This is a genomic window from Bradyrhizobium sp. OK095 (assembly GCF_900109945.1).
Classification (GTDB): Bacteria; Pseudomonadota; Alphaproteobacteria; order Rhizobiales; family Xanthobacteraceae; genus Bradyrhizobium.
Window position 1 is genome coordinate 593,393 of the sequence record NZ_FOBX01000001.1, and the last position, 23,024, is coordinate 616,416.

23 protein-coding genes are annotated in these 23,024 nt (G+C 64.5%); 4 read left to right on the forward strand and 19 right to left on the reverse strand.

Translation table 11 applies throughout. The features are described 5' to 3' along the window. Window positions 1-2: 2 nt before the first annotated feature. The 10 genes from BMW89_RS02765 to blaBJP form a co-directional block, all read right to left on the reverse strand. Window positions 3-1,982, reverse strand: coding sequence for an ATP-binding protein (locus BMW89_RS02765; RefSeq protein WP_210187553.1), 1,980 nt, complete (start codon window positions 1,980-1,982; stop codon window positions 3-5). Then, window positions 1,979-3,328, reverse strand: a complete 1,350-nt coding sequence (locus BMW89_RS02770) for a Pvc16 family protein (RefSeq protein ID WP_092022447.1) — start codon at window positions 3,326-3,328, stop codon at window positions 1,979-1,981. The genes BMW89_RS02765 and BMW89_RS02770 overlap by 4 nt, the downstream gene beginning before the upstream one ends. Next, entirely contained in the window at window positions 3,325-3,573 is a 249-nt protein-coding gene (locus BMW89_RS37195; protein WP_143062692.1) for a hypothetical protein, read from the reverse strand. The genes BMW89_RS02770 and BMW89_RS37195 overlap by 4 nt, the downstream gene beginning before the upstream one ends. Before the next feature lie 392 nt (window positions 3,574-3,965). Continuing rightward, window positions 3,966-4,676, reverse strand: a complete 711-nt coding sequence (locus BMW89_RS02780; RefSeq protein WP_210187554.1) for a hypothetical protein — start codon at window positions 4,674-4,676, stop codon at window positions 3,966-3,968. A gap of 8 nt (window positions 4,677-4,684) precedes the next feature. Beyond that, on the reverse strand, window positions 4,685-5,209 hold the full coding sequence (locus BMW89_RS02785) for a phage tail protein (protein WP_092022451.1): 525 nt from the start codon (window positions 5,207-5,209) through the stop codon (window positions 4,685-4,687). Between the two features lie 24 nt (window positions 5,210-5,233). After that, entirely contained in the window at window positions 5,234-6,754 is a 1,521-nt protein-coding gene (locus tag BMW89_RS02790; protein WP_092022453.1) for a phage tail sheath family protein, read from the reverse strand. A 36-nt stretch (window positions 6,755-6,790) separates the two neighbouring features. Further along, window positions 6,791-7,159, reverse strand: a complete 369-nt coding sequence (locus BMW89_RS02795; protein WP_092022455.1) for a hypothetical protein — start codon at window positions 7,157-7,159, stop codon at window positions 6,791-6,793. A 244-nt stretch (window positions 7,160-7,403) separates the two neighbouring features. Continuing rightward, window positions 7,404-8,186 carry a LuxR C-terminal-related transcriptional regulator gene (locus BMW89_RS02800; protein WP_092022457.1) on the reverse strand — a complete coding sequence of 261 codons (783 nt, stop codon included), beginning with the start codon at window positions 8,184-8,186 and terminating at the stop codon, window positions 7,404-7,406. Between the two features lie 240 nt (window positions 8,187-8,426). Then, the gene (locus BMW89_RS02805) at window positions 8,427-10,442 is read right to left on the reverse strand and encodes a putative bifunctional diguanylate cyclase/phosphodiesterase (RefSeq protein ID WP_092022459.1); all 2,016 of its coding nucleotides are present in this window, start codon (window positions 10,440-10,442) and stop codon (window positions 8,427-8,429) included. Window positions 10,443-10,743: 301 nt separating this feature from the next. Further along, window positions 10,744-11,628 (reverse strand): BJP family subclass B3 metallo-beta-lactamase, encoded by an 885-nt coding sequence (gene blaBJP / locus BMW89_RS02810; RefSeq protein WP_092022461.1) that lies wholly within the window; start codon window positions 11,626-11,628, stop codon window positions 10,744-10,746. 269 nt (window positions 11,629-11,897) lie between these two features. On the opposite strand from blaBJP, the gene BMW89_RS02815 reads away from it, so the two are divergent. Next, window positions 11,898-13,214 (forward strand): alpha/beta hydrolase, encoded by a 1,317-nt coding sequence (locus tag BMW89_RS02815; RefSeq protein WP_092022463.1) that lies wholly within the window; start codon window positions 11,898-11,900, stop codon window positions 13,212-13,214. Window positions 13,215-13,236: 22 nt separating this feature from the next. Here the strand turns inward: BMW89_RS02815 and BMW89_RS02820 are convergent, their stop codons facing one another. Both BMW89_RS02820 and BMW89_RS02825 read right to left on the reverse strand, forming a co-directional pair. Next, the gene (locus tag BMW89_RS02820; protein WP_177195785.1) at window positions 13,237-13,521 is read right to left on the reverse strand and encodes a TonB-dependent receptor plug domain-containing protein; all 285 of its coding nucleotides are present in this window, start codon (window positions 13,519-13,521) and stop codon (window positions 13,237-13,239) included. Window positions 13,522-13,583: 62 nt separating this feature from the next. Then, window positions 13,584-14,744: a hypothetical protein gene (locus BMW89_RS02825; protein ID WP_349516525.1), complete on the reverse strand. Its 1,161-nt coding sequence runs from the start codon at window positions 14,742-14,744 to the stop codon at window positions 13,584-13,586. Between the two features lie 150 nt (window positions 14,745-14,894). Here BMW89_RS02825 and BMW89_RS02830 point away from each other — a divergent pair, with 150 nt between their 5' ends. Together BMW89_RS02830 and BMW89_RS02835 are read left to right on the forward strand one after the other, a co-directional pair. Further along, window positions 14,895-15,227, forward strand: coding sequence for a hypothetical protein (locus BMW89_RS02830; protein WP_092022467.1), 333 nt, complete (start codon window positions 14,895-14,897; stop codon window positions 15,225-15,227). 76 nt (window positions 15,228-15,303) lie between these two features. Further along, window positions 15,304-16,113, forward strand: coding sequence for an ABC transporter substrate-binding protein (locus BMW89_RS02835; RefSeq protein ID WP_092022469.1), 810 nt, complete (start codon window positions 15,304-15,306; stop codon window positions 16,111-16,113). Here BMW89_RS02835 and BMW89_RS02840 read toward each other — a convergent pair. From BMW89_RS02840 to pstS, 6 genes are all read right to left on the reverse strand, one after another. Continuing rightward, window positions 16,087-16,785, reverse strand: a complete 699-nt coding sequence (locus BMW89_RS02840) for an ABC transporter permease (protein ID WP_092022471.1) — start codon at window positions 16,783-16,785, stop codon at window positions 16,087-16,089. The two genes, BMW89_RS02835 and BMW89_RS02840, sit on opposite strands and share 27 nt — an antisense overlap. 162 nt (window positions 16,786-16,947) lie before the next feature. Next, a complete protein-coding gene (locus tag BMW89_RS02845; RefSeq protein WP_092022472.1) occupies window positions 16,948-17,652 on the reverse strand; it encodes an aquaporin in 705 nt (234 codons plus the stop codon). Further along, a complete protein-coding gene (gene arsC, locus BMW89_RS02850) occupies window positions 17,652-18,062 on the reverse strand; it encodes an arsenate reductase (glutaredoxin) (protein ID WP_092022473.1) in 411 nt (136 codons plus the stop codon). The genes BMW89_RS02845 and arsC overlap by 1 nt, the downstream gene beginning before the upstream one ends. 12 nt (window positions 18,063-18,074) lie before the next feature. Continuing rightward, window positions 18,075-18,479 carry a VOC family protein gene (locus tag BMW89_RS02855; protein ID WP_092022475.1) on the reverse strand — a complete coding sequence of 135 codons (405 nt, stop codon included), beginning with the start codon at window positions 18,477-18,479 and terminating at the stop codon, window positions 18,075-18,077. 11 nt (window positions 18,480-18,490) lie between these two features. After that, entirely contained in the window at window positions 18,491-18,835 is a 345-nt protein-coding gene (locus tag BMW89_RS02860) for an ArsR/SmtB family transcription factor (RefSeq protein ID WP_092022477.1), read from the reverse strand. 85 nt (window positions 18,836-18,920) lie between these two features. After that, a complete protein-coding gene (pstS, locus tag BMW89_RS02865) occupies window positions 18,921-19,976 on the reverse strand; it encodes a phosphate ABC transporter substrate-binding protein PstS (protein WP_092022479.1) in 1,056 nt (351 codons plus the stop codon). Window positions 19,977-20,191: 215 nt separating this feature from the next. Between pstS and BMW89_RS02870 the strand changes: the two genes are divergently transcribed. Beyond that, entirely contained in the window at window positions 20,192-21,667 is a 1,476-nt protein-coding gene (locus BMW89_RS02870; protein WP_092022481.1) for a carbohydrate porin, read from the forward strand. On the opposite strand, the gene BMW89_RS02875 is transcribed toward BMW89_RS02870, so the two are convergent. Further along, window positions 21,664-22,974: an Nramp family divalent metal transporter gene (locus BMW89_RS02875; protein ID WP_092022483.1), complete on the reverse strand. Its 1,311-nt coding sequence runs from the start codon at window positions 22,972-22,974 to the stop codon at window positions 21,664-21,666. The genes BMW89_RS02870 and BMW89_RS02875 overlap by 4 nt on opposite strands. Between the last annotated feature and the right edge of the window lie 50 nt (window positions 22,975-23,024).

Consider the following 23,024-nt stretch of genomic DNA (forward strand, 5'->3'; position numbering starts at 1 on the left):
GATCACACCTCCTGCCTGGGTCCGTTGTAGGGGCGTTCGAGCTTGGAGAATTCGGCGCGAACCGCGGCGTTGATCGCTTCATGCCCGATTCGTCCGCCGTCTGCGGCGGCCAGGAAGGCCGCGTTCAGCGCGATGGCGCGGATGTTGCCGCCGGTCAGTTGCAGCCTGGCGAGGCCCGCGAAATCCACCTCGCCGAGGGGCGCATCGGCCGGGAATTGCATCCGCCACAGTTTTTCGCGCGCGGCGGCGTCGGGGTAGGGGAACTGGATCACGTAGCGGATGCGGCGCAGGAAGGCGCGGTCGAGCGCGCTCTTCATGTTGGTGGTGAGGATCACGAGCCCGCGATAGGTCTCGATTCGCTGCAACAGATAGGCGATCTCGATATTGGCGAAGCGGTCATGGCTGTCGCGCACCTCGCTGCGCTTGCCGAACAGCGCGTCGGCCTCGTCGAACAGCAGGATAGCGCCGCTGGTCTCGGCGGTCTCGAACAGCCGGCTCAGATTCTTCTCGGTCTCGCCGATATATTTGCTGACGACGCTGGCAAGATCGACGCGGTAGAGATCGAGTCCGGCGGCGCTGGCGATCGCCTCGGCGGCGTAGGTCTTGCCGGTGCCGGAGTCGCCGGCGAACAGTGCGGCGGCACCAAGCCCGCGGCTGTTATGTGCGGCAAAACCCCAGTCGCCATGGACAAGTGGCCGGTGCTGCAATTCGCCCGCGATGGCGCGGAGCTGCGCGATCACAACGGGCGGTGCGACCAGATCGTCGAATGCGACGCGACAGTCGATCCGCTGCGCCAGCGCATCCAACCCGCCGCGCGCCGCGGTACGGCAGAGCCGCCACACCGCAGATCCCAGCAGGGTCGGCTCCCCCTGTACCCCGGCCAGTGCCTCGGTCACGACAAGGCGCAGTTCGGCGGCGGGTACGTTGAATTGCCGCAAGGCCGGACGCAGGGCGGCTGCGAGCGCCGTGGCCTGTTCGCGCGGCAGTCCATGCAGGGCTGCGACTTGCCGCGCGGCGACGGACGCGTCTGTGACCTGCAAACGCAGCATGCGCCGCTGCCGCAGCCGCGACAGACGCGCCGGCTCCGGCGCATTGAGCACGATCGCAGGTCCGACCAGATGGGCGAGAAGCGTCACTGCACGCGCTTCCGCATCGGTGGCGTCAGGCGAATGGTCGAGCTCGAGCGCGATGATGGCGTCAGATAGTGCTGCTTCGCGGTCGAGTAGGCAGGCCATCTCGGCGATCTCGCGCGGATCGTGTGGCAGGTCGCGGGAGTGCAGCCACAGGCCGTTCGCGCCGAACTCGGCGAGCGCGGCGCGCGCGAGGTCGCGCTGCGGCTCGATCTCGCCGCGGGCATGATCCAGCGCGACCAGTGCGGCCGCGCCGGAGCCGAGGGCGTGTGCGATATTGGTTGCGAGCGGCGTATCGAGATCGCCCGGTCCGGCTGGCTCGCAGCGGACGGGCCCGATCAGCCGGACATCGATCGCGGCGACACCGGTGAGGTAATGCAGCACGCGCTCGTCGATCTGGATCGGCCGGCGCTGTGGCGCCTCGCGGCCCTCGCAGACGATCAAGCGCCAGCGCCGCAATGGTCGCAGCGGCGACAGCGCATCCCAATGCGGCTCATTCAGCGTCTGCATGGCGAAATTGAACGTCGGCTGCGTGCTCGCACCAGCTTCGGGCGATTGCGCCATTGTCTCGCTGACCAGGCGGCATAGCGCGCTGTCGAGCTCAACGCCGGCCGCGAGCAGCACGATTTCGCGCTCGAACGGCGACAGGCCGAACAGCTTTGTCAGCGCATCGAGTGCCGGCCCGAAATCATTGTCGCATTCCTGCGGAGCCGACTCGGTGTTCGCGGACTGGCTTTCCAACTGCGGCGCGAGGCGCAGGCGCAGCGCGGTGACCTGCATTGCCAGCCATTGCTGGTTGCGGCTGGCCCAGTCGATCTCGGGCCGGGCTTGCGGTCTGTCGTGCATGTTCATGGCGGCACGACCAGGGTTTGCGAGGCGTCGAAGGCCGGTGCAGCGCCGCTGAGATCGAGCAGCAGGCTGTCGACGCCGTCGACACGCAGCCGTGCCGGATAGGCGCCGGCAGGAAGGGTCGGGGCGAAGTCGAATACCAGCGGGTCGGTGGCGGCAGTGCGCGGATTGGCGGCGGCTTCAACCGTGCCGAGCACGAGTCTGGCGCGCTGCCGCGGTTGCACCTGCGGGCGCGAGAACAGGGTGGCGGTGACGCGCAGCGGCGCAGTCTTGCGCAGCACGGTCGCCGCGGACAGTGAAAGCGGAGCATCGGCAGCAATGACCAAGGCGGGTGCGATGATCAGCGCCACCGCATTGGTCTCGCGCTCGTTGGCTTCGCCTGATGGCAACAGGCGCAGCGTGAGGCTCCATTGCCCGGGTGCGAGTGCGGCCTGCGCAGCTGCATCGTTCGGCAGCGCCACGGTGATCTCGGTGCCGTCGTCATTGGGGACGCCCGGCACCAGCTCGAACGGAATCGGAAACAGCGGATGTGCCAGCCGCACATGAAAATTGCTACCGCTGAGGCGGATGCCGGACAGCACCACGAGCTCGCCGAGCCGCGCGCCCGCCTGGTTCTTTTGCGGCGTTGCCGTAAACAGCGTCGGCAATGGCGGCAGCAGATCCGGATTGACGACGACGCCGCGGTCGCGCTTGGTGACGGGATCGACGATCCCGCGCGATAGCACCGGCAGCGGCGAGACCGCGGGCTTGGTGGCCTCGATCAGCACCACCGACACCACATAGGCCGCTGACGGTCGATAATGCGACTGGATTGCCGCCCACAATTTCGACATCTCCTCGGGCCCCATCACGGCCGGCGTGATCTTGATCAGCTCGGCCTGGTCGGCGAGGTCGGCTGCTGCGAGCGCCTGGAACGCCGGCGGCAGCATCGCGATGTCGAGCGGATTGGGATTGAGCGCGCGCTGCACGGCAGCGCGGTCGAGCACCGGGCGCTCGTGCAACAGATGCATGCCATAGCCGAGCAGGATCTCGGCCTGACAATCGACCCGGGCATAGGCCGTGAGGAGATAGTGCAGATCGAGCGCGAGCGGTGCATTGGTCAGCCGTTCGCCGCTGCTCGAGGAGCGCGACGGCAGAGCCTGGTTGCGCCAAGCGGGATTCGGCGTCACCTGATGCAGGAACAGATTGAGCCGCGGCAGCTCTTCGGCGCTGGTGAGGTCGATCGTGTCGGGCGCAACGGCGCTGACATTGACCGTGCCGCCGACCGCGGGTCCGGCCTCGATCAGCCCATTGTCGAGTAGATTGCGCAACACTGCGCTGACCGCGCCGATCGCAAGCGGTGAGCTCATGCGCGGCCTCCCGGTCCCGGGCGGCGCAGATAGTCGGACAGCGACACCGACGGCTTTGGCGCGGGCTTGACGGTGCGGGCGGCACGCGGCGGCTCTGGCGAACGAATGTCGATGCGGTCGATCGTCACCTTGATCACGGGCGGCGTCTCGCGCCGACGCTGCGCCTGGCTGGCGAGCACGGCATGGCCGAGCGGGGGCGTGGGCGGTGTTGCCGCCTCGTTTCGAAGTCGGGGCGTATCATGCACGGCCGCATCGTAGGGATGCGCGATGGACGGCGGATCACGCGGAGCGACAGGCTGGGCGGAAGCGTCAGGCGATCTTGGCGGTGCCGCGTTCGATTGAACGGGCCGGGCAACGCCTGCGGGTTTGGCCGCTGGGCGTAGCGGGGATTCCGCGTCGTCTGGCTCCGCCTCGATCGACCGCGGCGCTTGCGCTGCCGTACGAGAATGGTCTGCAGCGAAGCCATGTATCGCCGTCTGCGGCGGCGCTGACGGCTGCCTTTCGTCCGGCCATGTTTCGAGCACCGGCGCATTGTCGGTCTGGATCGGAGCGGCAAAACGCGGCGGCAGCGCAACGCGTGCCGCGCCTGCGATCGGTTCGCCGCGCCCGAGGCGCGCGAGGTTTTGCAGGAGGCCTGTCATGAGGCACCCACGAGTTGCAGATAGGCGGCGCGGCGGGCATGCGGCAGCGCCAGCACCTCGGCTTCGCTCCAGCCATATTCGCGGGCGAGCGCATCGACTTCGAGCAGGCTGCGCTCCGCCGCCGCCTGGACTTCGGCCCAGAGTGCCGGCGCGATATCGATCACGGCCTGCCAGGTGTGTCCACAATCAGGGCAGTCGAGCGTGAACGCGACAACCGCGCCGGGATCGCAACGTTCGAGCTCGGCCTCGATCCGGTCGAGCGCGTCCTGATCAAATGTAATCGGCGACGCCTCGCCGAGGCAGCGCGCGAGCAATAACCGGGCCGCAGTCGCGGAATCGGAGGCCGCGGCCAGTCCGGCGAGATCGGACAGCGCCGGCAGACGCAGCGTCAGCTCGCTGCCGCTGATCGCGACGCGGGGCGGTGTGGCATCAACCGGTGGCGCAAGCCCGTCCGCGAGCACTGCGCTGTCGGCCGTGAACTCGCAGTCGGTGTGGCAGATGGGGCAGACGGCGCGCAGCCGCCAGGACGCGCCGAACAAACGCGTGCGCAAGGAAAGGAGCGCGGCATTGCCGGCGCCGATCGAGTCGGTCGCCGCCGCGCCGGCCGCCGTAAGCAAGGCATCGTCGCGCTGCCGCCGCGCGCGACCGGCGGCCCGGTCCCACAGCGCCAAAATATCCTGTTCGCGTTGCGCGGCGGCGGAGTACATGGGCTGTCTCAGGCCGGATCTGTGAAAGTGGGCTCGGATGGCTCGGCGACGGCCTGGTCGCGCTCCCAGCCCTCGTTCTCGAGCTTGATGTGCTGGATCGCGATCGCGTTGGCGTTGGCATCGAGATCAGGCAGCGACTGGTATTCCGAGACCCAGCAACGGAAGATCTTGTAGGCGAGCGCGAGCTGCCCGGCCTCGTTGTAGACCTCGAGGATAATGTCCTTGCGGAAATCCTTCAGCGAGACCTCGACGCCCAGGCCTGCGCCGAAATGCCAGACCTTGTTGGCCCATTTCTCGAACTCGGTGTCGTGGGTGACACCGCGATCGAGCGTGATCGCCTCGAACTTGCTGCGGCCGGGCGATTTGCGCCCCGTCGAGGGATCGCCGCCCTCGCGGTGCTCGACCACTTCGGTGGTGCGCTTCAGCGCCGACACCTTGCTGATGCCGGCGACGTAGCGTCCGTCCCATTTCACCCGGAACTTGAAATTCTTGTAGGGATCGAAGCGCTGCGGATTGACCGAGAACTGTGCCATTTGCTTGCCTCAGGTTTCTTTGCCTCAGGTTGGGATATCGCCGGCGATCTGCTGGATCTTGATGACGACGAACTCGGCGGGCTTCAGCGGCGCGAAGCCGACGATGATGTTGACGATGCCGAGATTGATGTCGGCCTGCGTCGTGCTCTCGCGGTCGCATTTGACGAAATAGGCCTCGCGCGGCGAGCGGCCCTGGAACGCGCCCTGCCGGAACAGGCCCTGCATGAATGCGCCGATGTTGAGCCTGATCTGCGCCCAGAGGGGTTCGTCATTGGGCTCGAACACCACCCATTGCGTGCCGCGGTACAGGCTTTCCTCCAGGAACAGCGCCATGCGCCGCACCGGTACGTATTTCCATTCCGAGCCGCGGTCGTTCTGGCCGTGCAGCGTGCGCGCGCCCCAGACCACGTTGCCGTAGACCGGCAGTGTGCGCAGGCAGTTGACGCCGATCGGATTGAGCTGGCCGTTCTCGGCATCGCTCAAGGTCAGCGCGAAGCCGAAGCCGCCGTTGACGCTGGCATCGGTGCCGGCCGGCGCCTTCCAGACCCCGCGCGTGGCGTCGGTCCGGGCGTAGACGCCGGCGGCGAAGCCGCAAGGCGGAAAGTCGCGCACGACGCCGGATTGCAGCGGATCAGCCTGCATCACCCAGGGATAGTACAGTGCGGAGAAATTACCGTCGGCGCCGGTAAGGCCGGCCTCGCCCGTGCCGCCGCTCATGTTGGCGACCGTCTCGTTCTGGAGGCTGTCGACGATCAGGAAAGCGCGCCGGGCGTGGCAACGCTGTTGCAGCTTGGCCAGCGCAGGCTGGGTCGTTGCATTGACGTTGGTGAGACCGGGAACGCAGACCAGGTTGAACAGGTCGATGCGATCGACGATTCCGCCGGTCGCGAACAGCGGATCGATCGCGCTGACGAACGAGCCGTCATTGGCGAGGAGGACTGTGCCGTCGACGCCGCCGGTAAATGGTTTCGTGGCCGCGGTCGGTACATTCGCTGACGCCGTGGTCAGGTTGTCCATGAAGGCGGAACGGCCGTTGACGACACTCGGCGCCCAGCGTGGGTCGGCCTTGTTCATCGACAGATCCTGGAAGGTCTCGACGATGTTGGTGCGGGGCGACGGGCCGATGACGTCGAGCCGGAAGCGGGTGTTGTCGTCGGCACGCAGCGTCAGCTTGACGCTGTAGGAGTTGGCCCACAGGCCCGGCGAGCTCGCCTGGATCCCGAGATCGTCGATCGCGCAGGTCGCGGTCTTCGCGTCGTTTGCGGGCGTTCCCGAGTTGAACAGCGCAATCCGCACGATGTAGGCGTCGCTGCCGCCGTTGTCGAAGAACTGGCGCACGGCGTAGCCGAGATAGGCGCGGCGGTCGAGCCCGCCATAGGCGCGCTCATAGTCGGCGAAGCTCGAGATGCGCACGGCGCGGTCGGTGGGGCCGCGCGGCGCCCAGCCGATGAACAGCGCGATCGACGTCGCTACGCCCGAGATCGAGCGCACACCACTGGAGATTTCCTCGATATAGACGCCGGGTTGCAGAAGGGCTGAGGGCATGTCGGCTCCTGTGATTTGGCGGTCTGTCTCGCTCGGTCAGATCGCAACGATGGTCTTGCCTCGCCTGCGCGCGCGCGCTTGGCGCGGCCTGCGCCCGGCTCCGGGCGGACCACGGATCGCCTCCGACAGCGATTCCGTTGTGATCTTGGCGATGACAGTGCGGTGTGGCCGTAGCTCGTACAGCGCGCCGCTCTCGCCGTTTGCAACGATGGTGACCACCTTCATCCGCGGCCGGCTGCACAAGAGGCTTGCCAGGCTGTCGCGCTCGTCCCGGGCCTGCTGCGCCACCAGGATGACGTCGGCGCGGGTGCGGCGGGCTTCCATTGCCAGATTGGCGCCGTCGCTCATGCCGACCACGGACAGCGCCGGATCTTTCGCGACAACATGCTCCAGAATATCGGTCATCAGCCTCGGAAATCCTGCAATGAGGATGCGTCTCTGTCGCAATGGCCACCTTTACGACGAGCCTTGCACGGGGCGCGGCGGCGCGATTGAGCCAAAGGGTTCAGCGAGGATGCAGGTGATGGTCCGGACCAGGTGCGCGGCGCGGCAATGACGATGTCGCGAACGGCCGCGCGGCGTGTCGCAGCGATCCGCTGTGATGCGGAATTCCGTCCCGCGCCGGATCGAAGGATCTAGGCCGAAGGGTCTAGCGGGGCTGGACCCGCGATGGTGCGGGCGACCCCGGACCAGCCGCGTGCAGATGCTTGCTGATCTCGCCACGGCGGCGGATCTGCAATTTGCTGAGCACGTTGTGCATGTGGTTCTTGACGGTCGAATTGCGAATCCGCAAGGCCCGCGCGATCTCCTTGTTCGACAGGCCTTCGCCGACGAAGCGGATGATCTCGTGCTCCCGCGGCGTCAGCGTGTCGACGCCGGTGGCGGGCTCTCGTGGGACGGCCTGGGCGGAAAGCAGCGCGAGCCGGCCGAACAGGGCGGCAGCGACCCTGGGCGAGCATACCAGCTCGTCGCGCATCGCGTTGTGGATGGCGGCGACGACATCGCTGATCGAGCCGTCGCGCAGCACGAAGCCGGATACCCCGGCCTCTGCGCAGGCGAGGATGTCCCGCTCGACCTCGGCAACCGCGATGGCGACGACCTTCAGCGCCGGCGACAAGGCGCGGCACGCCGCCGATTGCTGTAAGCCTCGCGACGTCGCGATGTCGACCAGCAGCACCGCAGCACCGCTGTCAACGATCTGCTCCGGCGAGGTCGTGAGATCGCCGTGGCCGGTGATGTGTAAGCATTCCTGCCGTGCCAGGCACGAGTTCAAGCCTTCGCAGAGCAGGCGCACATCGCTGAGGATAAAGAGGTGGATCGGCACGCCGCCGCCGCCATCCGGCACCGTGGGCGATCGTGCTTCATGTGCAATTGCGAGGTGAAAACGCGGCGGAGCGAGCTGCCCTGCCGGAAATGACGCATTGGACGACATGCCTGCCTCCGATTGCCAACTCACAACCGTGTTTGCCGCCGCGCCCAGTTGAAAGTCACCAAGATCAAAAAGTTGTATCTTTAGTATCTTTCCCCTTGAAATTGAGTATGGCGCCTTTTGGCGCCTCTGACAAGCATCCACATCACATGCGGTGTTGTCGGGGCATTTCGACGCATGTGAAGCGGTCGAGTTGACAGAGATGAGTTCAACTGTTCGGCGATATGCCCAAGGCTGCTCGCCTCAGGCGACCGCCTTGGCGGCAGGCGTTGCAGCGCCGTCGAGGCGCTGGCGTTCTTTGGCGAGATAGTCCCCAATCGCGTCGCCCGGCATGGGCTTTGCGAAATAATAGCCCTGGATGTAGTCGCAGCCGAGACGGCGCAGGCTATCGAGCTGAGCGCGGGTCTCGACGCCCTCGACGACGCAGGCGATCTCCATGTCGTCGCAGAGGCCGGTGAGCGACTTGATGATCTTGTGGCTGACCGGATTGTCGTTGATGTCCGCGACGAAGCTGCGGTCGATCTTGAGCTTGTCCAGCGGCAGCCGGTGCACGTGGCTCAGCGAGGAATAACCGGTGCCGAAATCGTCCAGTGAGATGCCGCAGCCCATCGCCTTCAACGCCGCGATCGACTGCTGCGCGCGCACGAAGTCGAACGTGACGGCGGTCTCGGTGATTTCGAAATCGATCCGGTGCGGCGGCAGCCCGCTCTTCTCGACGATGGTGATCAGCGGCAGGATGCCCTCCGCCGAGCAAACGTCGTGTGCGGAGAGGTTGAACGACAGGCGGATGTGGTCGGGCCAGGTCTTCGCCACCGCGAGCGCGCGGACCAGCAGCGCCTGCGTCAGCGGCCGGATCAGCCCGATGCGCTCGGCGGCGGGGATGAAGTCGGCCGGCGACACCAGGCCGAGGCGGGAGCTGTGCCAGCGCGCGAGCACCTCGAAGGCGGCGGTGTGCTCGCTCATGGCGTCCACGATCGGCTGGAATACCAGATCCATCTCGGTGCTGAAATCGGCAATGCGCAGCAGGTTCTCGATGACGCCGCGGCTGCGGATTTCGGCCTCGAGCTCGGTCGAGAAGATCACGGTTTGGCCGCGCAGATGACGCTTAGCGTGGTAGAGCGAATAGTCGGCGCATTCATAGAGTGCTTCCGCGGTCGTTGCCGATTGCGGGAATAATGCAAAGCCGATCGAGCAGGACAGCCCGGTGTGGGCGGTGTCGACCTGGTAGGGAAGCTTGACCTGGTCGCCGATGCGCTCGCCGAGCCGGAGCAGATCCGTGTCGTCGGGATCGCCGCAGACGACGAGGCCGAACTCGTCGCCGCCGAGCCGGGCGAACTCGACGCGCTGCGGGCCAAAGCCCTCGCAGACCTCGCGGATGCGGCGACCCGCCTCGATCAGAACGCGGTCGCCGACCGAGTGACCGTAATTGTCGTTGATCGGCTTGAAGCCGTCGAGGTCGATGATGCCGACCGCGACGCGAACGCTCCTGCGCTCGGCATCGGCGAAGGCGCTCGACAGCTCGGCGAAGAAGCGGCGTCGGTTCGGCAGCTCGGTGAGGGAATCGAGATTGGCGAGGCGGAAATTCTCGTCCGAAAGCGCCTGCGTTGCCGCCTGCTGTGCCAGCAACGATTTGCGGCTGGCGACGAGGTCGGCGAAGTCGCGATAGTAGATGAACAGCACTGTCACCATCGCGCCGGAGACCAGCAAATTGTTGACCGCGATCGCCTTCAGCGTCGGCTCGCCGGTGGCCCAGAAGAACAGCACATAGGGCACGTCGACGACCAGCGTCACGATCAGCGCCGCCGAGCGCAGATGCATCAGCGAGAAGATGCAGCCGATCACGGTCACCGCCATGTAGAACGCGACCTGGCTCTTGGCGAAGGGATCGCCGTAAGGATAGAGCGCGAACGACCAGGCGGTGAAGCCTGCGCCGATCGGCAATGTCATCCAGTTGGTAGCGCGCAGATTGCGCAGGATGTCGGCGTCGCTGCGCACGAGATGACGCTGGCGCAGCCACCAGAAGGTGCGTAGTGCCGCGAGCATGGTGAGCACGCTCGGCACGATCATCGTCAGCCAGTCCGGCGCCACGTTCACATAGGTGTAGGCGACGGCGATCGTGTTGCTCATCAGGATGAAGTAGAGCAGCGGGATCTGCTTGGAGAAGGCGTCGAACTGCGCGCGCGTCAGGTCCGGGTCATCCGGCACGCGAAACAGCCGCATCGCGGCAGCGAGTTGAGACTTCAAATTGACGACAGGCATTGCAAATACGCGCCCCGGATCCCCATCAAAACACGGCGATCTTGCACGGCGCGGGTAAAGGGGGCGTTAGACGCGTTCCGCGCGGAAAGGCCAGCGCAGGTTGCGCGCTACCGCGGGATTTTCAGGCCGCGTGCATTGGTGAGGTCCCGTTAAGGATGTCCGGCAGCAGTGGCGTGCATCTTGAGCACGAATGACCCGCAATCACCACGGCTACGCTCTGCTAACCATGCATGTTGGCGCAGCCGATTGCCGCACCACCTCTCCCTGCGGGGGAGCGGTGGTGCGCAGCATCTGATGGCCGCTATTTCTTCTCGAGTGCGGCGGTCTGCTTGGCGAGCTGCTTGTCGAAATCCTCAGACAGGCTGGTTGCGTAGGTTGCGAGTTCGCCCGGCTTGACGAACGGGTTCGGCGCGCCGTCCTTCATCTCTGCGCGCTTGGCCTGCATGCCATAGACTTCGGGATGTGGTCCGAGCAGCACGTCGATCTTCATGGCCTTCACCTTGGCATAGGTCGCGCGGTAGTCGTCGACGATGCCGGCATGCGTCGGCTGGCCGACGAGCCGGTTCAGTGCCACCGTGCCGCTGCAGAAGAACAGCACCTCGCGGTCCTGGCTGCCGTCCTTGACGGTCATTTCCCAGCTGGTGCAGCCCGGCGAGTGGCCGGGGGTGGCGTGAGCGGTCAGCGTGGTGTCGCCGAGCGTGACCTTGTCGCCTTCCTTGACGGCGCGGTCGACCTTCACGGCGGGGAAGGCGAGGTCCTCGTTCTTCTCGTCGCCGGGATAGTAGCCGCCTTCGAGCAGCGGCTTGTCGCGCTCGCCAGCCACGAGCTGCGCGCCGGTCTCCTTCTTGATCTCGGCGAAGCCGCCGGTGTGATCGAAGTGCGCGTGGCTGTTCAGGATGTACTTGATGTCGGCGACCTTGAAACCGAGCTTTGCGATGTTGTCCTTGATCATGCCGGTCGACTGCGGCAGCGCCGTATCCATCAGGATCAGGCCTTGCGAGGTCTTGATGATGTAGACGGCGATGCCGTCGGTGCCGACATAATAGATGTTGTCGATGAGCTGGAACGGCTCGAACGGCGTGGTCCATTTCTTGGTGACCGCCGCCAGGAAATCCTTGATGGTCTGCGCCTGTGCAGCCGTTCCGAACAGCATCAACGCGCACAACGCGGCCGTGAATTTTCTCATTGTTTGCCTCCCCAATTGTTTTTGTCGTTCTGACCGGGCGCGACTTCCGCGCGGCGCGGCCGGCGCGCAAGCTACGTCGTGCAAGGTCAGGCAGCAACCGCCCGATGCGCTCAAAATTTCGCGGTATGCGCGGAATAACGGCCCCTGTCCGGTTTGAGCATGGCGGCTATTGCAGCAAAGCAGCCGGCGGGCGTTTGACCGCGCGCAGACGGCCCGCCATACTTTGCGTCAAGGCGGGCCGGAAAGACTCGCCAGCACCGGGAGCTGAAATGACCAATTCATTATCCGTCCTTGCGGGGACGCTGATTTCCGTCGTCTCCTTCACTTCAGTTGCGCTGTCGCAGCCGGCCTGCGTGACCCAGAACATGGCCGTTCCGCCTGGCGCCAACACTGCCGACAAGGCGGCACCGTTCTTCATCGATACGACGGGTCTCGACTTCAAGACGACGCCGCCGACACGCGATCCCTCAAATCCCAATTATCCGCGCGCGACCGAGCTGCCTGATGGAACGCTGCCGCCGCCGGGTGCCGAGGGCAATTTCATCATCGGTCCCACCCACAATCCCGCGCCGGAGACCATCGCGAAAGAAGGCGTGCCGCACGGCACGACGAAATCCTTCACGCTGTCGTCGAAGGAGAGTACGATCTACAACCCCGGCCTGATCCGCGATGACGTCGCCGGCTGCGGCAACTCCTCTATCATGACGACCGTCACGGCGCAGGACGACAAGTCGAACATGATCGTCACCACCAGCCATCCCGGAATCTGGTCCCGCACCATCGACGTCTACGTGCCGGCGCAATATGTCCCCGGCACCGAGGCGCCGTTCATCGTGGTCGGCGATGGCGGTTCAGCCGCCTACAAGGATCTCCCAACCACGCTCGACAATCTCATCGCGCAGCGCCGCGTGCCGCCGATGATTGCGATCCAGATCGGCAATGGCGGCCAGGATGCGCAGGGCGCTCAGCGTGGCCGCGAATACGACGCGGTGTCAGGCATCTACGCGCAGTTCGTCGAGCGTGAGGTGCTGCCGCTGGTCGAGCAGAATGCGGGCGTCAAGCTCACCAAGAATCCCGACGGGCGCGCGACCATGGGGCTGAGCTCGAGTGGTGTGGCAGCCTTCACGATGGCATGGTTCTATCCCGATCTCTATCACCGCGTGCTGGCCTTCTCACCGACCATGGTCAACCAGCAATGGCCGCACGATCCGTCACTGCGTGGTGGCGCGTGGGAGTATCACAGTGCCTGGACGGGGCCGGCCACGCCCAATCTCATTTCGAAGGCAGGCGTGCTGACGCCGGCAGAGCCCCCGGGCGTGCCGCTGATCGTCGCGGCGCCGGTGAAGCCGATCCGCTTCTGGTTCTTCGGCGGCGACCAGGACCTGTTCTATCCGAACCCCACCATTCCCGACGGCATGCACGACTGGACCTTGTCGAACGCGCTGACGGCGAAGGTGCTGGCGGAGAAGGGCTACCACTACCAGTTCCTGTTCGTGCGCAACGCCAAGCACGTCGACCGTCCGACGATCGCGCAGACGCTGCCGTCGGCGCTGGAGTGGGTCTGGAAGGGGTATCCGATTCCGTAAGCGTGCAATTCAGGGAGGACAGCTAGCGTCCGATCGTCACGCCGGCGGTCGAGCGCATGGCGTCCTTCAGGCTCCGCGCGTTCATGTCGTCGAGGACCTCTCGCGTCAGCACGGTGGTCTGGCCGGGCGTGTTGAGGATCGTCTCGCCGCGCGAGGAGGAGAGCCGGTCGGCCTTGTAGGGCACGGCTGGATCGGTGGCGGCTGCTGTCGCGGGCGTATGGCGCGGCCGCTCGCCCGAGGTAGCCAGAGCTGGCTGCAGGACGCAGAAGACGGCGATCACGATCAGTCGCAATGAAGTTGCGGACATGCGATCTCCTATATGCAGGGCATCAGCTGGCATATGGTGAGCATCGCCGCTGACGAAAAGGGTCAGGCGAGCGCGGCCTGGCGTTCCCGCACCGGTTCGCGGGCGGCCTTTGCGGTCTCGGCGAGCCGCGTGAAGCTGCGCTGGCCCGCAGACGCGGGCGCCTCGACGATGACGCCTTCGCAGACGATCTGCCCGCCGAGCATCTTGAATTCCAGCTTATCGTAGCGCGGCATCGTCTCGCCGGGTTCGGGCGGCAGCAGCTCGATGCGTCCCTGGATGTTCAGCGTGGCATCGCCGGTGCCATGAAGCCGCGGATTCCACATCCGGATCCCGGTCTCCGTCCAGCGCTGCCGGATCAGCGTGGCGCGATCGGCGGGTTCCACGACCTTTGCGCGAATCGTGCGCGCGCTGGGGACCTTCAGAGCGGGAGCCTCAAAGACCGGTTCCGGCGCGATGTCCGTGACGACGCTCGGTGTGTCGACGGAAAAATCTTCCACGGCGATCGCTGCGACCGGGGCGGGATCGTCGGCGGGGACAGGCTTGATTTCGATTGCGACGCTGGGAGACGGAGCGCTGTCGATGCTGGTCTCGGAGACGTCCTCGGCTGAGACTTCATGATCGGCAAGCGCGATGCAGGAATCGTCCACGACCGCCGGTTCAGCGTCCAGGACGATGACGGTGGAGGGACCGTCGTCAACGACGAGAACGGGGGCATCAACCGTAGCGATTTCGATATCGACCGATGCGGCCTGCGTCTTCTCCGCGACGACGGGCTCGTCGCTCGTCGAGAGTTCCGCAGGTGGATCGTTGCTGACGAGCTTGGCGGTATCGACAGGATCGTTCTCGACTGAAACGACGACAACCTCTTCCGCGACGACCGGCTCGATCTCTGCCGGCGTCTCCCGGCATGAAGCTTCGCTGATGCTGATATCGATTGGCGCGGCCGACGGGCTCTCTGCGACGGTAGAGATCGTAGTGTCGTCCTCGGCGAGGGGAGCTGCGATCTCGGTGTCAGCGACGATTTCAGATGAGTCAGCGGGACGCGCGTCGTCGATGCTGCCGCTGTGCGGCAGGGGCCGAAGCCGGGTGAACGCCCATTCCACCGCGGGAATGCGGCGCAGCAACGATATCAGTCTCGAAAGCACTGGGAGTTGTCCAAGAGGTACTCGGCGTGAGGCAATCGCTGATTCGCCAGCAATATGAAAAACTGCCCCGGCCGTCACATCGATGTCAATCTAGGTGGGACCAATTGCAGAACATCCGCACGCGACCGCCATGAAACCGCGGCGCGATGAGCCTCCAATGTGACCACATCCACAGAGCTGCGGTACCGGGCTAGGATACGTTTCCTTCGAACGTGAAGGAGAAAAGACGTGATCCGCAAGACCTGTCTCGCGGCGCTCGCCGCGCTCATCTGCGCGCCTGCATCTGCCGACGATCTCACACCAAAGATTGCCGCTCACCTCGTCCCGCCGAATGCGGAGATCCACATCTCCTGGACCAGTCCCGCATACGACCCGCAGGGGCGCGCGATCGAGGTGGCTTGCGGCGAGGTCACGGTCCGCAATCCCAGAGGTTTCGATACCTCGACCTTCGCGTATGTCATCGGGGACGACAAGCTTTGGGTCGCCTGGGAAATCGAGTGGATGAAGGAGCCCGACCCGCAGGGCTACCGCAGCGTCATGAAATATTGTCCTGGACGCTGATCCTGCGCCAAACGTCGGGCTTTCCTGGCTCGTCCTTCCTGCCTAATTTGAAGCATCTGGGGAGTGAGGACGACGCATGAAGAAGATCGCCGCCATTGCCGCGGTTCTGCTCTGGTCCACGGTCGCATTCGCGCAGGATCGCACCATCACGGTGGCTTCGACGACGTCAACGGAGCAGTCGGGCCTGTTCGGTTATTTGCTGCCGCTGTTCTTGAAGGCCGAGGGCATCGACGTGAAGGTCGTTGCCGTCGGCACCGGCCAGGCGCTCGACATCGGACGGCGCGGCGATGCCGACGTGGTGTTCGTGCATGACAGGCCGGCCGAAGACAAGTTCATGTCCGAAGGGCAGGGCGTGAAACGCTTCGACGTCATGTACAACGACTTCATCATCGTTGGTCCCAAAAGCGATCCCGCCAAGATCGCCGGCGGCAAGGACGTCGCGGAGGCGCTGCGCAAGATCGCGGCGGCAAAGGCACCGTTCATCTCGCGCGGCGACAAGTCCGGCACCCATGCGGCCGAGCTGAGATTGTGGAAGGAGGCGGGCGTCGACATCAGCGCCGGCAAGGACGGCTGGTACCGCGAGATTGGCCAGGGCATGGGTCCGGCGCTCAACATGGCCTCGTCGTCGAACGCCTATCTTCTGTCGGATCGCGGCACCTGGCTGTCGTTCAGGAATCGCGGCGAGCTTGCTGTTCTGACCGAGGGCGACAAGCGGCTGTTCAACCAGTATGGCGTCATGTTGGTGAACCCGGCGACGCATGCGAACGTGAAGGCGAAGGACGGGCAGGCCTTCATCGACTGGCTGGTCTCACTGAGGGGGCAGGATGCCATCGCCGGCTACAAGATCGGCGGCGAGCAGCTATTTTTCCCCAACGCGTCCCACTAGCAGGAAGGCGACGGTCGATACCGCGACGCTGAGCGCAAGCAGGATCAGGCCGAGCCCGAGCGCCAGCGGCAGGTCCCCCTTGCTGGTTTCAAGCGCGATCGCCGTCGTCATCGTGCGCGTAAAGCCGCGGATATTGCCGCCGACGATGATGATGGCGCCGACTTCGGCGATGGCGCGCCCGAACGCCGCGAGAAAAGCCGTCAGTAGCGACGTTCGTCCCAGCGCGAACAGCAGCGCCATGCTGCGCAGCGTTGAAAGCCCGTCAATCCGCGCGAGATCGCCGTACTCAACCCAAAGCAGGCTCGCCGGCCGGTGCACCAGCGCGACCACGATCGGGGTTGCGAGCAGCGTCTGCGCGATCACCATGGCCGTCGGTGTGAACAACAGGCCGGCAGCGCCGAGCGGGCCGGACCGCGACAGCAGCAGATAAAGCGCGAGCCCGACCACGACCGGCGGAAGGCCGAGCAACGCATTGGTCAGTACGATGACGACCTGCCGCCCCCGGAACCGGGTGATCGCGAGCAGCATCCCGATTGGCGCACCGATCAGCAGCGCGACGATGCCGGCGGTCAGGCTGACGCGCACCGACAATGCCACGATGCCGAGCAGCTCGGCATCGGCCCCGCCGATCAGCGTGAAAGCAGCGCCGATGGACCGCGCAAAATCGCTCATCCGGGACGCTGCCGTGTCGGGCAGAATATTTGGGGATCGTCGATGTCGGGGCCGTGCAACCGCTCCACGAACCACTCCTCGCGAGTCTTGTCGATCAACAGAATACCCGGGCGGAGCAATTTGGAAACGTGTTTCGATCGTAAAGTGGTTGTCAGTGCTGCATCATGCAGGTTTTCTGGATGCGGTCTGAGCGACGTTTCGCATTTCGGGAGCTCGCCCCCAAAGCCAGCGCGCCAGCATAACGGCAAGAACGACCCCGATGAATTGAGCGGCAATGAAGGCCGGCACGTCGCGCGGAGCGATGCCCGAGAACGTATCGGACAGCGAGCGGGCGAGGGTGACCGCGGGATTGGCGAACGACGTGGACGACGTGAACCAGTAAGCTGACGTAATGTAGAGGCCGACGGCATAAGGAACGGCGGTGGGCGTCCGATACCGGACACCAAGGATCGTCGACAGCAAGCCGAAGGTGGCGACGATTTCGGCGAGCCATTGTCCGGCTCCGGTACGTTCCGTGAGCGAAAGCTGGAGGACTGGAAGCTCGAACATCAAATGTGCGATCCCCGCACCTGCGATCGCGCCGGCGATCTGAGCGACAAGGTAGATCGCAGCATCCGTCCATGCGGTTTCGCCGCGCAAGGCGAATGCCAGCGTCACCGCCGGATTGAAATGCGCCCCCGATATCGGAGCGAGCATCAGGATCAGCACCACGAGAATAGCGCCGGTGGCGATCGTGTTGCACAGCAGCGCCAGCGCGATGTTTCCGCCGGAGAGCCTCTGTGCCATGATCCCCGACCCGACCACAGCGGCAAGCAGGAATGCTGTCCCCAGCCACTCCGCGAAGGCGCGCTGCGCAAGGCCCGGCATCAGGCGCCGCGACCCAGCCGCACGCGCGCGCCGTCCTCCTTGACGAATTCACCCTGTTGCGCCGGCAGCAGATCGAGCACGAGCTCGGAAGGGCGGCAGAGTTTGACGCCTTTCGGCGCAACCACGATCGGCCGGTTGATCAGGATCGGATGTGCCATCATCGCATCGAGGAGTTGATCGTCGGTCAGATCAGGGTTGCCGAGCCCGAGCTCCGCATAGGGCGCGGCCTTTTCACGAACCGCATCGCGCACCGAAATCCCCATGCGCGCGATCAGCTGCTGCAACAGCGCCCGCGATGGCGGCGTCTTCAGATATTCGATCACGTGCGGCTCGATGCCGGCGTGCCGGATCATCGCAAGCGTGTTGCGCGACGTGCCGCAATCGGGATTGTGGTAGATGATCGTGTCCATGGCGAAAGGTGCTCAGCAACAGGCCAGCGAGGCGTTTGGTGCCGCTTGCGGTACGCAGCAGGCCGACTGGGTTTCTTGCTTGTCGTGCGCGACACGCGCCCCGTTCTCGCCGCTGCCGTCGCCGTAGTCGGTGCTCTCGCCTGTGGTGTAAAAGGTCTCCCAGGCGATGCCGGCGGGATCGTCGATCCAGGATTTTTCCGACTTCGCATAGCAGCAGCTGGTCTGCCCCTGCTCGACGACATCGCCGCCGGATGCGCGTCCGCGCGTCGAGATGGCGAAATTCACGCGCGGGTCTTCCAGCATCCATTTGGTGTAGTCGGATTTCACGACCGAAGGCGCGCTCGCGAACAAGGCGGAGTAGAACCCGATCGAGTGGGAGATATCCTCGACGGACACGTGAACGTGCAGGCGCTTCATGGTTTGTCCTTTCAAGCTGGGACTCTGCTGCGCTTTCGCGCGGGTTTCGAAGGCGTCGCAGGAGCGCACGACGTTCCGCCACAGCAATTCTCAGTCAGGAAACCGACGAGCGTGTTCATCGTCTCGAACCGCGCGGCATAGATCATCGAGCGCCCCTCGCGCCGGACGGTGGCGAGCCCGGCCATCCGCAGCCGGTCGAAGTGGAACGTCAGCGTGTTGGGCGCGAGATCCAGCGCCTCCGCGATCGCGCCGGCGGCCATACCTTCGGGGCCGGCCTGCACCAGCAGGCGGAAAACGTCGAGACGGTTGTCCTGGGCCAGCGCGGCGAGCGCCGTGACGGCGTCTGTCTTTTCCATATTTCAACGATTATCGAAATATTCGTCATTGTCAATCGAGATTGGGGGCTACCCAATCTCGAGATGACGGTCGCTCTTCGGAAGGTTAGCGCTTGACGCTCGCGGATGCCGAGACCGTGGGGGGCGCCTCGATGCTCTGCTGCCAGTAGCGCTCGATCTGGTCGACCAGGGCGGCCGGCAGCGGCACATAGTTGAGCGTCTCGGCCTGGGACTTTCCGCTCTCCAGCGACCAGCGCACGAAGTCGATGGCGGCGGCCGATCGGTCCTGAGATTTCGGCGCCTTCGGCATCAGCACGAAGGTCGTCGCCGTGATCGGATAGGCGTCTACGCCGGGGGCGTTGGTGAGCACGAGGTGGAAATCCTTCTCGGCTTTCCAGTCCGCGCTCGCGGCCGCTGCCTGGAACGAGGCGGCATCGGGGACGACGAAATTGCCGGCACTGTTCTGCACCACGCCGAACGAGATCCTGTCGAGCCGTTGCAGCGCGTAGGTGTATTCGAGATAGCCGATCGCGCCGGGAACGAGACTGACGAGTGAGGCGACGCCGTCATTGCCCTTGCCGCCGAGGCCAAGCGGCCACTCCACCGAGGTGCCTTCGCCGACGCTCGTCTTCCATTGCGGGCTGACTTTCGCGAGGTAGTTCGACCAGTTGAATGTCGTGCCGGAGCCGTCGATGCGGTGAACCACGGTGATCGCAGTGTTCGGCAGCTTGATGTCGGGGTTGATCGCGCGAATGGCCGGATCGTTCCAGAATTTCAGCTTGCCGAGATAGATGTCGGCGAGCATTAGGCCGGTGAAGCGGATCTGGCCGGGCTTGATGCCGTCGATGTTGACCACCGGCACGACGCCCCCGATCACGATCGGGAATTGCATCATGCCGAGCCTGTCCAATTCCTTGGGATCGAGCGGCATGTCGCTCGCGCCGAAGTCGACGGCTTCCTTCTTGATCAGGCCGACGCCGATGCTCGAGCCGACGGCTTGGTAGCTGACGACGTTTCCGGTCTTCGCCTTGTAGGCGTCGATCCATTTCGCCATCACGGGCGAAACAAAGGTTGAGCCGGCTCCTTTGGTCTCGGCGGCCAGGCTTGGCGTGGCGATGAGCAGAGCGGTGAGGATGATGGGTAGCTTCATGTTTTTCTTCATGTCCGCGACGCTAACAGGCCGGGAACGAGGCCTATGTGGCCTATCTCACAAAAGCAATGGAGCGGTCCCGGGAATGCTTGGCCACCGACGACGCAGTGTCGTGGGCGTCCGTGTGCCTCAATTGTCGGAGTGCCAACGGTGCCGGCCGCCTATCCTGCGTACGCCTGGTCCACTGTTGATCTTCGTGCCCCACGTCGTTCCCGCCGCGCGGTTCCATGAGCAAGTTCGCTCTTGAAACCGCAGCTTGGTCGTGTGCCTATTTCCCAAATAGGGGGAGACGCGGGTTGATACAAAGTCTGGTCTGGCGATGTCTGACAGCCGTCGTGGTTGGTAGCTATCTGCTGGCCGGCGTTCAGGCCGGCGCCCAGGAGGACAAGAAGACCGACGACGACAAGCCGGCTGATCCGGATACGGGCGAGAGCACCGTCGAGGAGAAGACGCTCGGTCTGTTGCCCAACCCACTCCAGAAATACGGAGTGAAGTTTGCGGCCACCTATATCGGAGAGGTGCTCGGCAATGCCTCAGGCGGTCTTAAGCAAGGCACGATCTACGAGGGGCGTCTGAACCTTGCCGTCGACGTCGACCTGGAGAAGCTTGCCGGACTGAACAAGCTCACGTTCCACGCCAACATGTTCCAGATCCACGGCGGAGGACTGTCACGCGACAATCTGCAAAACTTCTTTGTGGCGAGCGGGATCGAAGCCTTACCGTCGACGCGGCTCTACGAGGCTTACTTCGAGAAGCAGTGGGGCGAGAAAAAGGTCTCCTTGAAACTTGGACAGCTCGCGGCTGACAGCGAGTTCTTCAACACCAAATATACCGATGTCTTCACGAACGCGTCCATGGGCTGGCCGGCCATCACGTCGCTCGATCTACCGAGCGGTGGTCCGTCGCCGCCGCTGGCGGCAATGGGCGCAAGGCTGCTGGTCAACATCACGGATCAATTGTCCGTCCTCGGCGCGATTTTCGATGGCGATCAGGCGGGGCCCGGCCCTGGCGATCCCCAGGAACGCAATCGTTACGGCGTGAATTTTCGCGTCAACGATCCGCCCCTTCTGCTGGGCCAGATTCAATACGCCTGGAACAACAAGAAGGGTGACCCCAATCTGACAGGACAGGTCAAGTTTGGCGGCTGGCGTCACTTCGGCGCCTTTGCCGATCAGCGTTTCGCTTCTAACGGTGTATCGCTCGCAGCGCCCACAAGCAGCGGCGAGCCGTCATTGCTGTCCGGCGATATCGGAGGCTGGGCTGTCTTTGAGCAGCAGATCTATCGCGTGCCCCACAGCGACGATCGCGGTATCGGCGTGTTTGCCCGGGCCTCCGGCGCTCCGGCCGATCGCAACCTGATCGACCTCTATGCCGATGGCGGAGTCGAGTTCATCGGTCTCGATGATCATCGGCCTGACGACAAGTTCGGAATTGCTGCTGGATACGCCCATGTGTCAAAGCGCGCACAAGCGCTCGACGCCGACTATCGGGCGCTCGTCGCACCTAACTGGCCGACACGAAGCTTCGAGGGGCTGGTTACGGCGGTCTATCAGTATCAGGTCAAGGACGGCTGGACATTGCAGCCCAACTTTCAATACATCATTCATCCCGGTGGCGGCGCGACGCTTCCGTCCGGTCCGCTCGCCGGCAAGGCGCTCCGGAATGCGTCTGTCTTTGGGCTGCGCACCACGCTGAAATTCTAGGACGAACCCATGAACATCGTCGCGACCATGCCGACGATGCAGAAGGCCATCGCAATCGTCGAGGCCCAGCCCAACCAATAGAGCGGGCCGGTGACCACGAGTTTTCCCATCACCTTCGGCCGCCGCACGAGCAGCATCAGGATCATCATCACCGGCGCCGCCAGCACGCCGTTGACGACCGCGCTCCAGTACAGCGCCTTGATCGGGTCGATCGGCGTGAAATTCAATCCGATGCCGCAAAGGCCGGAGAGGCCGAGCACCGTGTAGAATGCGATGGCCTCCTTGGGCTTGCGCGAGAGCCCGACCTTCCAGCGGCGGCCTTCGCCGATCGCATAGGCGGTCGAGCCGGCGAGCACGGGAATGGCAAGCAGACCAGTGCCGATAATGCCCAGCGCGAAGATCAGCTCGGCGAAGGGGCCGGCAATCGGCCTCAGCGCCTCTGCGGCCTCAGATGAGCTTTGGATATCGGTCTTGCCCTGCGCGTGCAGGGTTGCCGCCGTCGTGATGATGATCGAAAGCGCGATCAAATTCGAGAACGCCATGCCGATCATCGTATCGAGTCGGATGCGGCGGAATTCCGCGTTCGCCGTCGAGGCTTCCTTTTTCAATGGCGTCTTCTTGGGGTCGATCCGTTGCTCCTCGGCTTCCTGCGAAGACTGCCAGACAAACAGATATGGCGAAATCGTCGTGCCGAGGATGGCGACGAGCGTGGTGAGGAATGTGGCGTTCCAGCTCACTTGAGGAATCAGCACGCCTTTCAAGGCCTCGGTCCAGGGGACCTTCACGACGGCAAGTGCGATGACATAGGCAAACAGGCTGAGCGTCAGCCATTTCAACACGGCGACGTAACGGTCGTAGTTGAAGAAAATCTGGGCCAGGACCGAGACAGCGCCGAAGACGACGACATAGACGATGCCCGGACCGCCGATCAGGACCTTGAGGGCATCCGCCATCGCGCCGAGATCAGCGGCGATGTTGATGGTGTTGGCAGCAAAAAGCAGAACCACGAGGCTCCAGACGTAGGCCGGACCGAAATTGCGGCAAACGTTGCCGGCGATCCCGTGCCCCGTTACCCGGCCGATCCGGGCCGAGATTTCCTGGATCGCGGTCATCAGCGGGTAGGTCAGCAGCATCGTCCAGCCGATGCCGAAGCCGAGCTGCGCGCCGGCCTGGCTGTAGGTGCCTATCCCTGAGGGATCGTCGTCCGAGGCGCCGGTGATCAGCCCCGGCCCCAGTGTGGAAAAGAAATTTCGAAAGCGGAAAGCGGCGCGTCTCTGCACCTTTGGTTCAAGCGCCGACGAGTCCATCGTGATTCCTCAGATGCAGCCTTGGATCCAGCCTTGGCGTATAAGTAGGC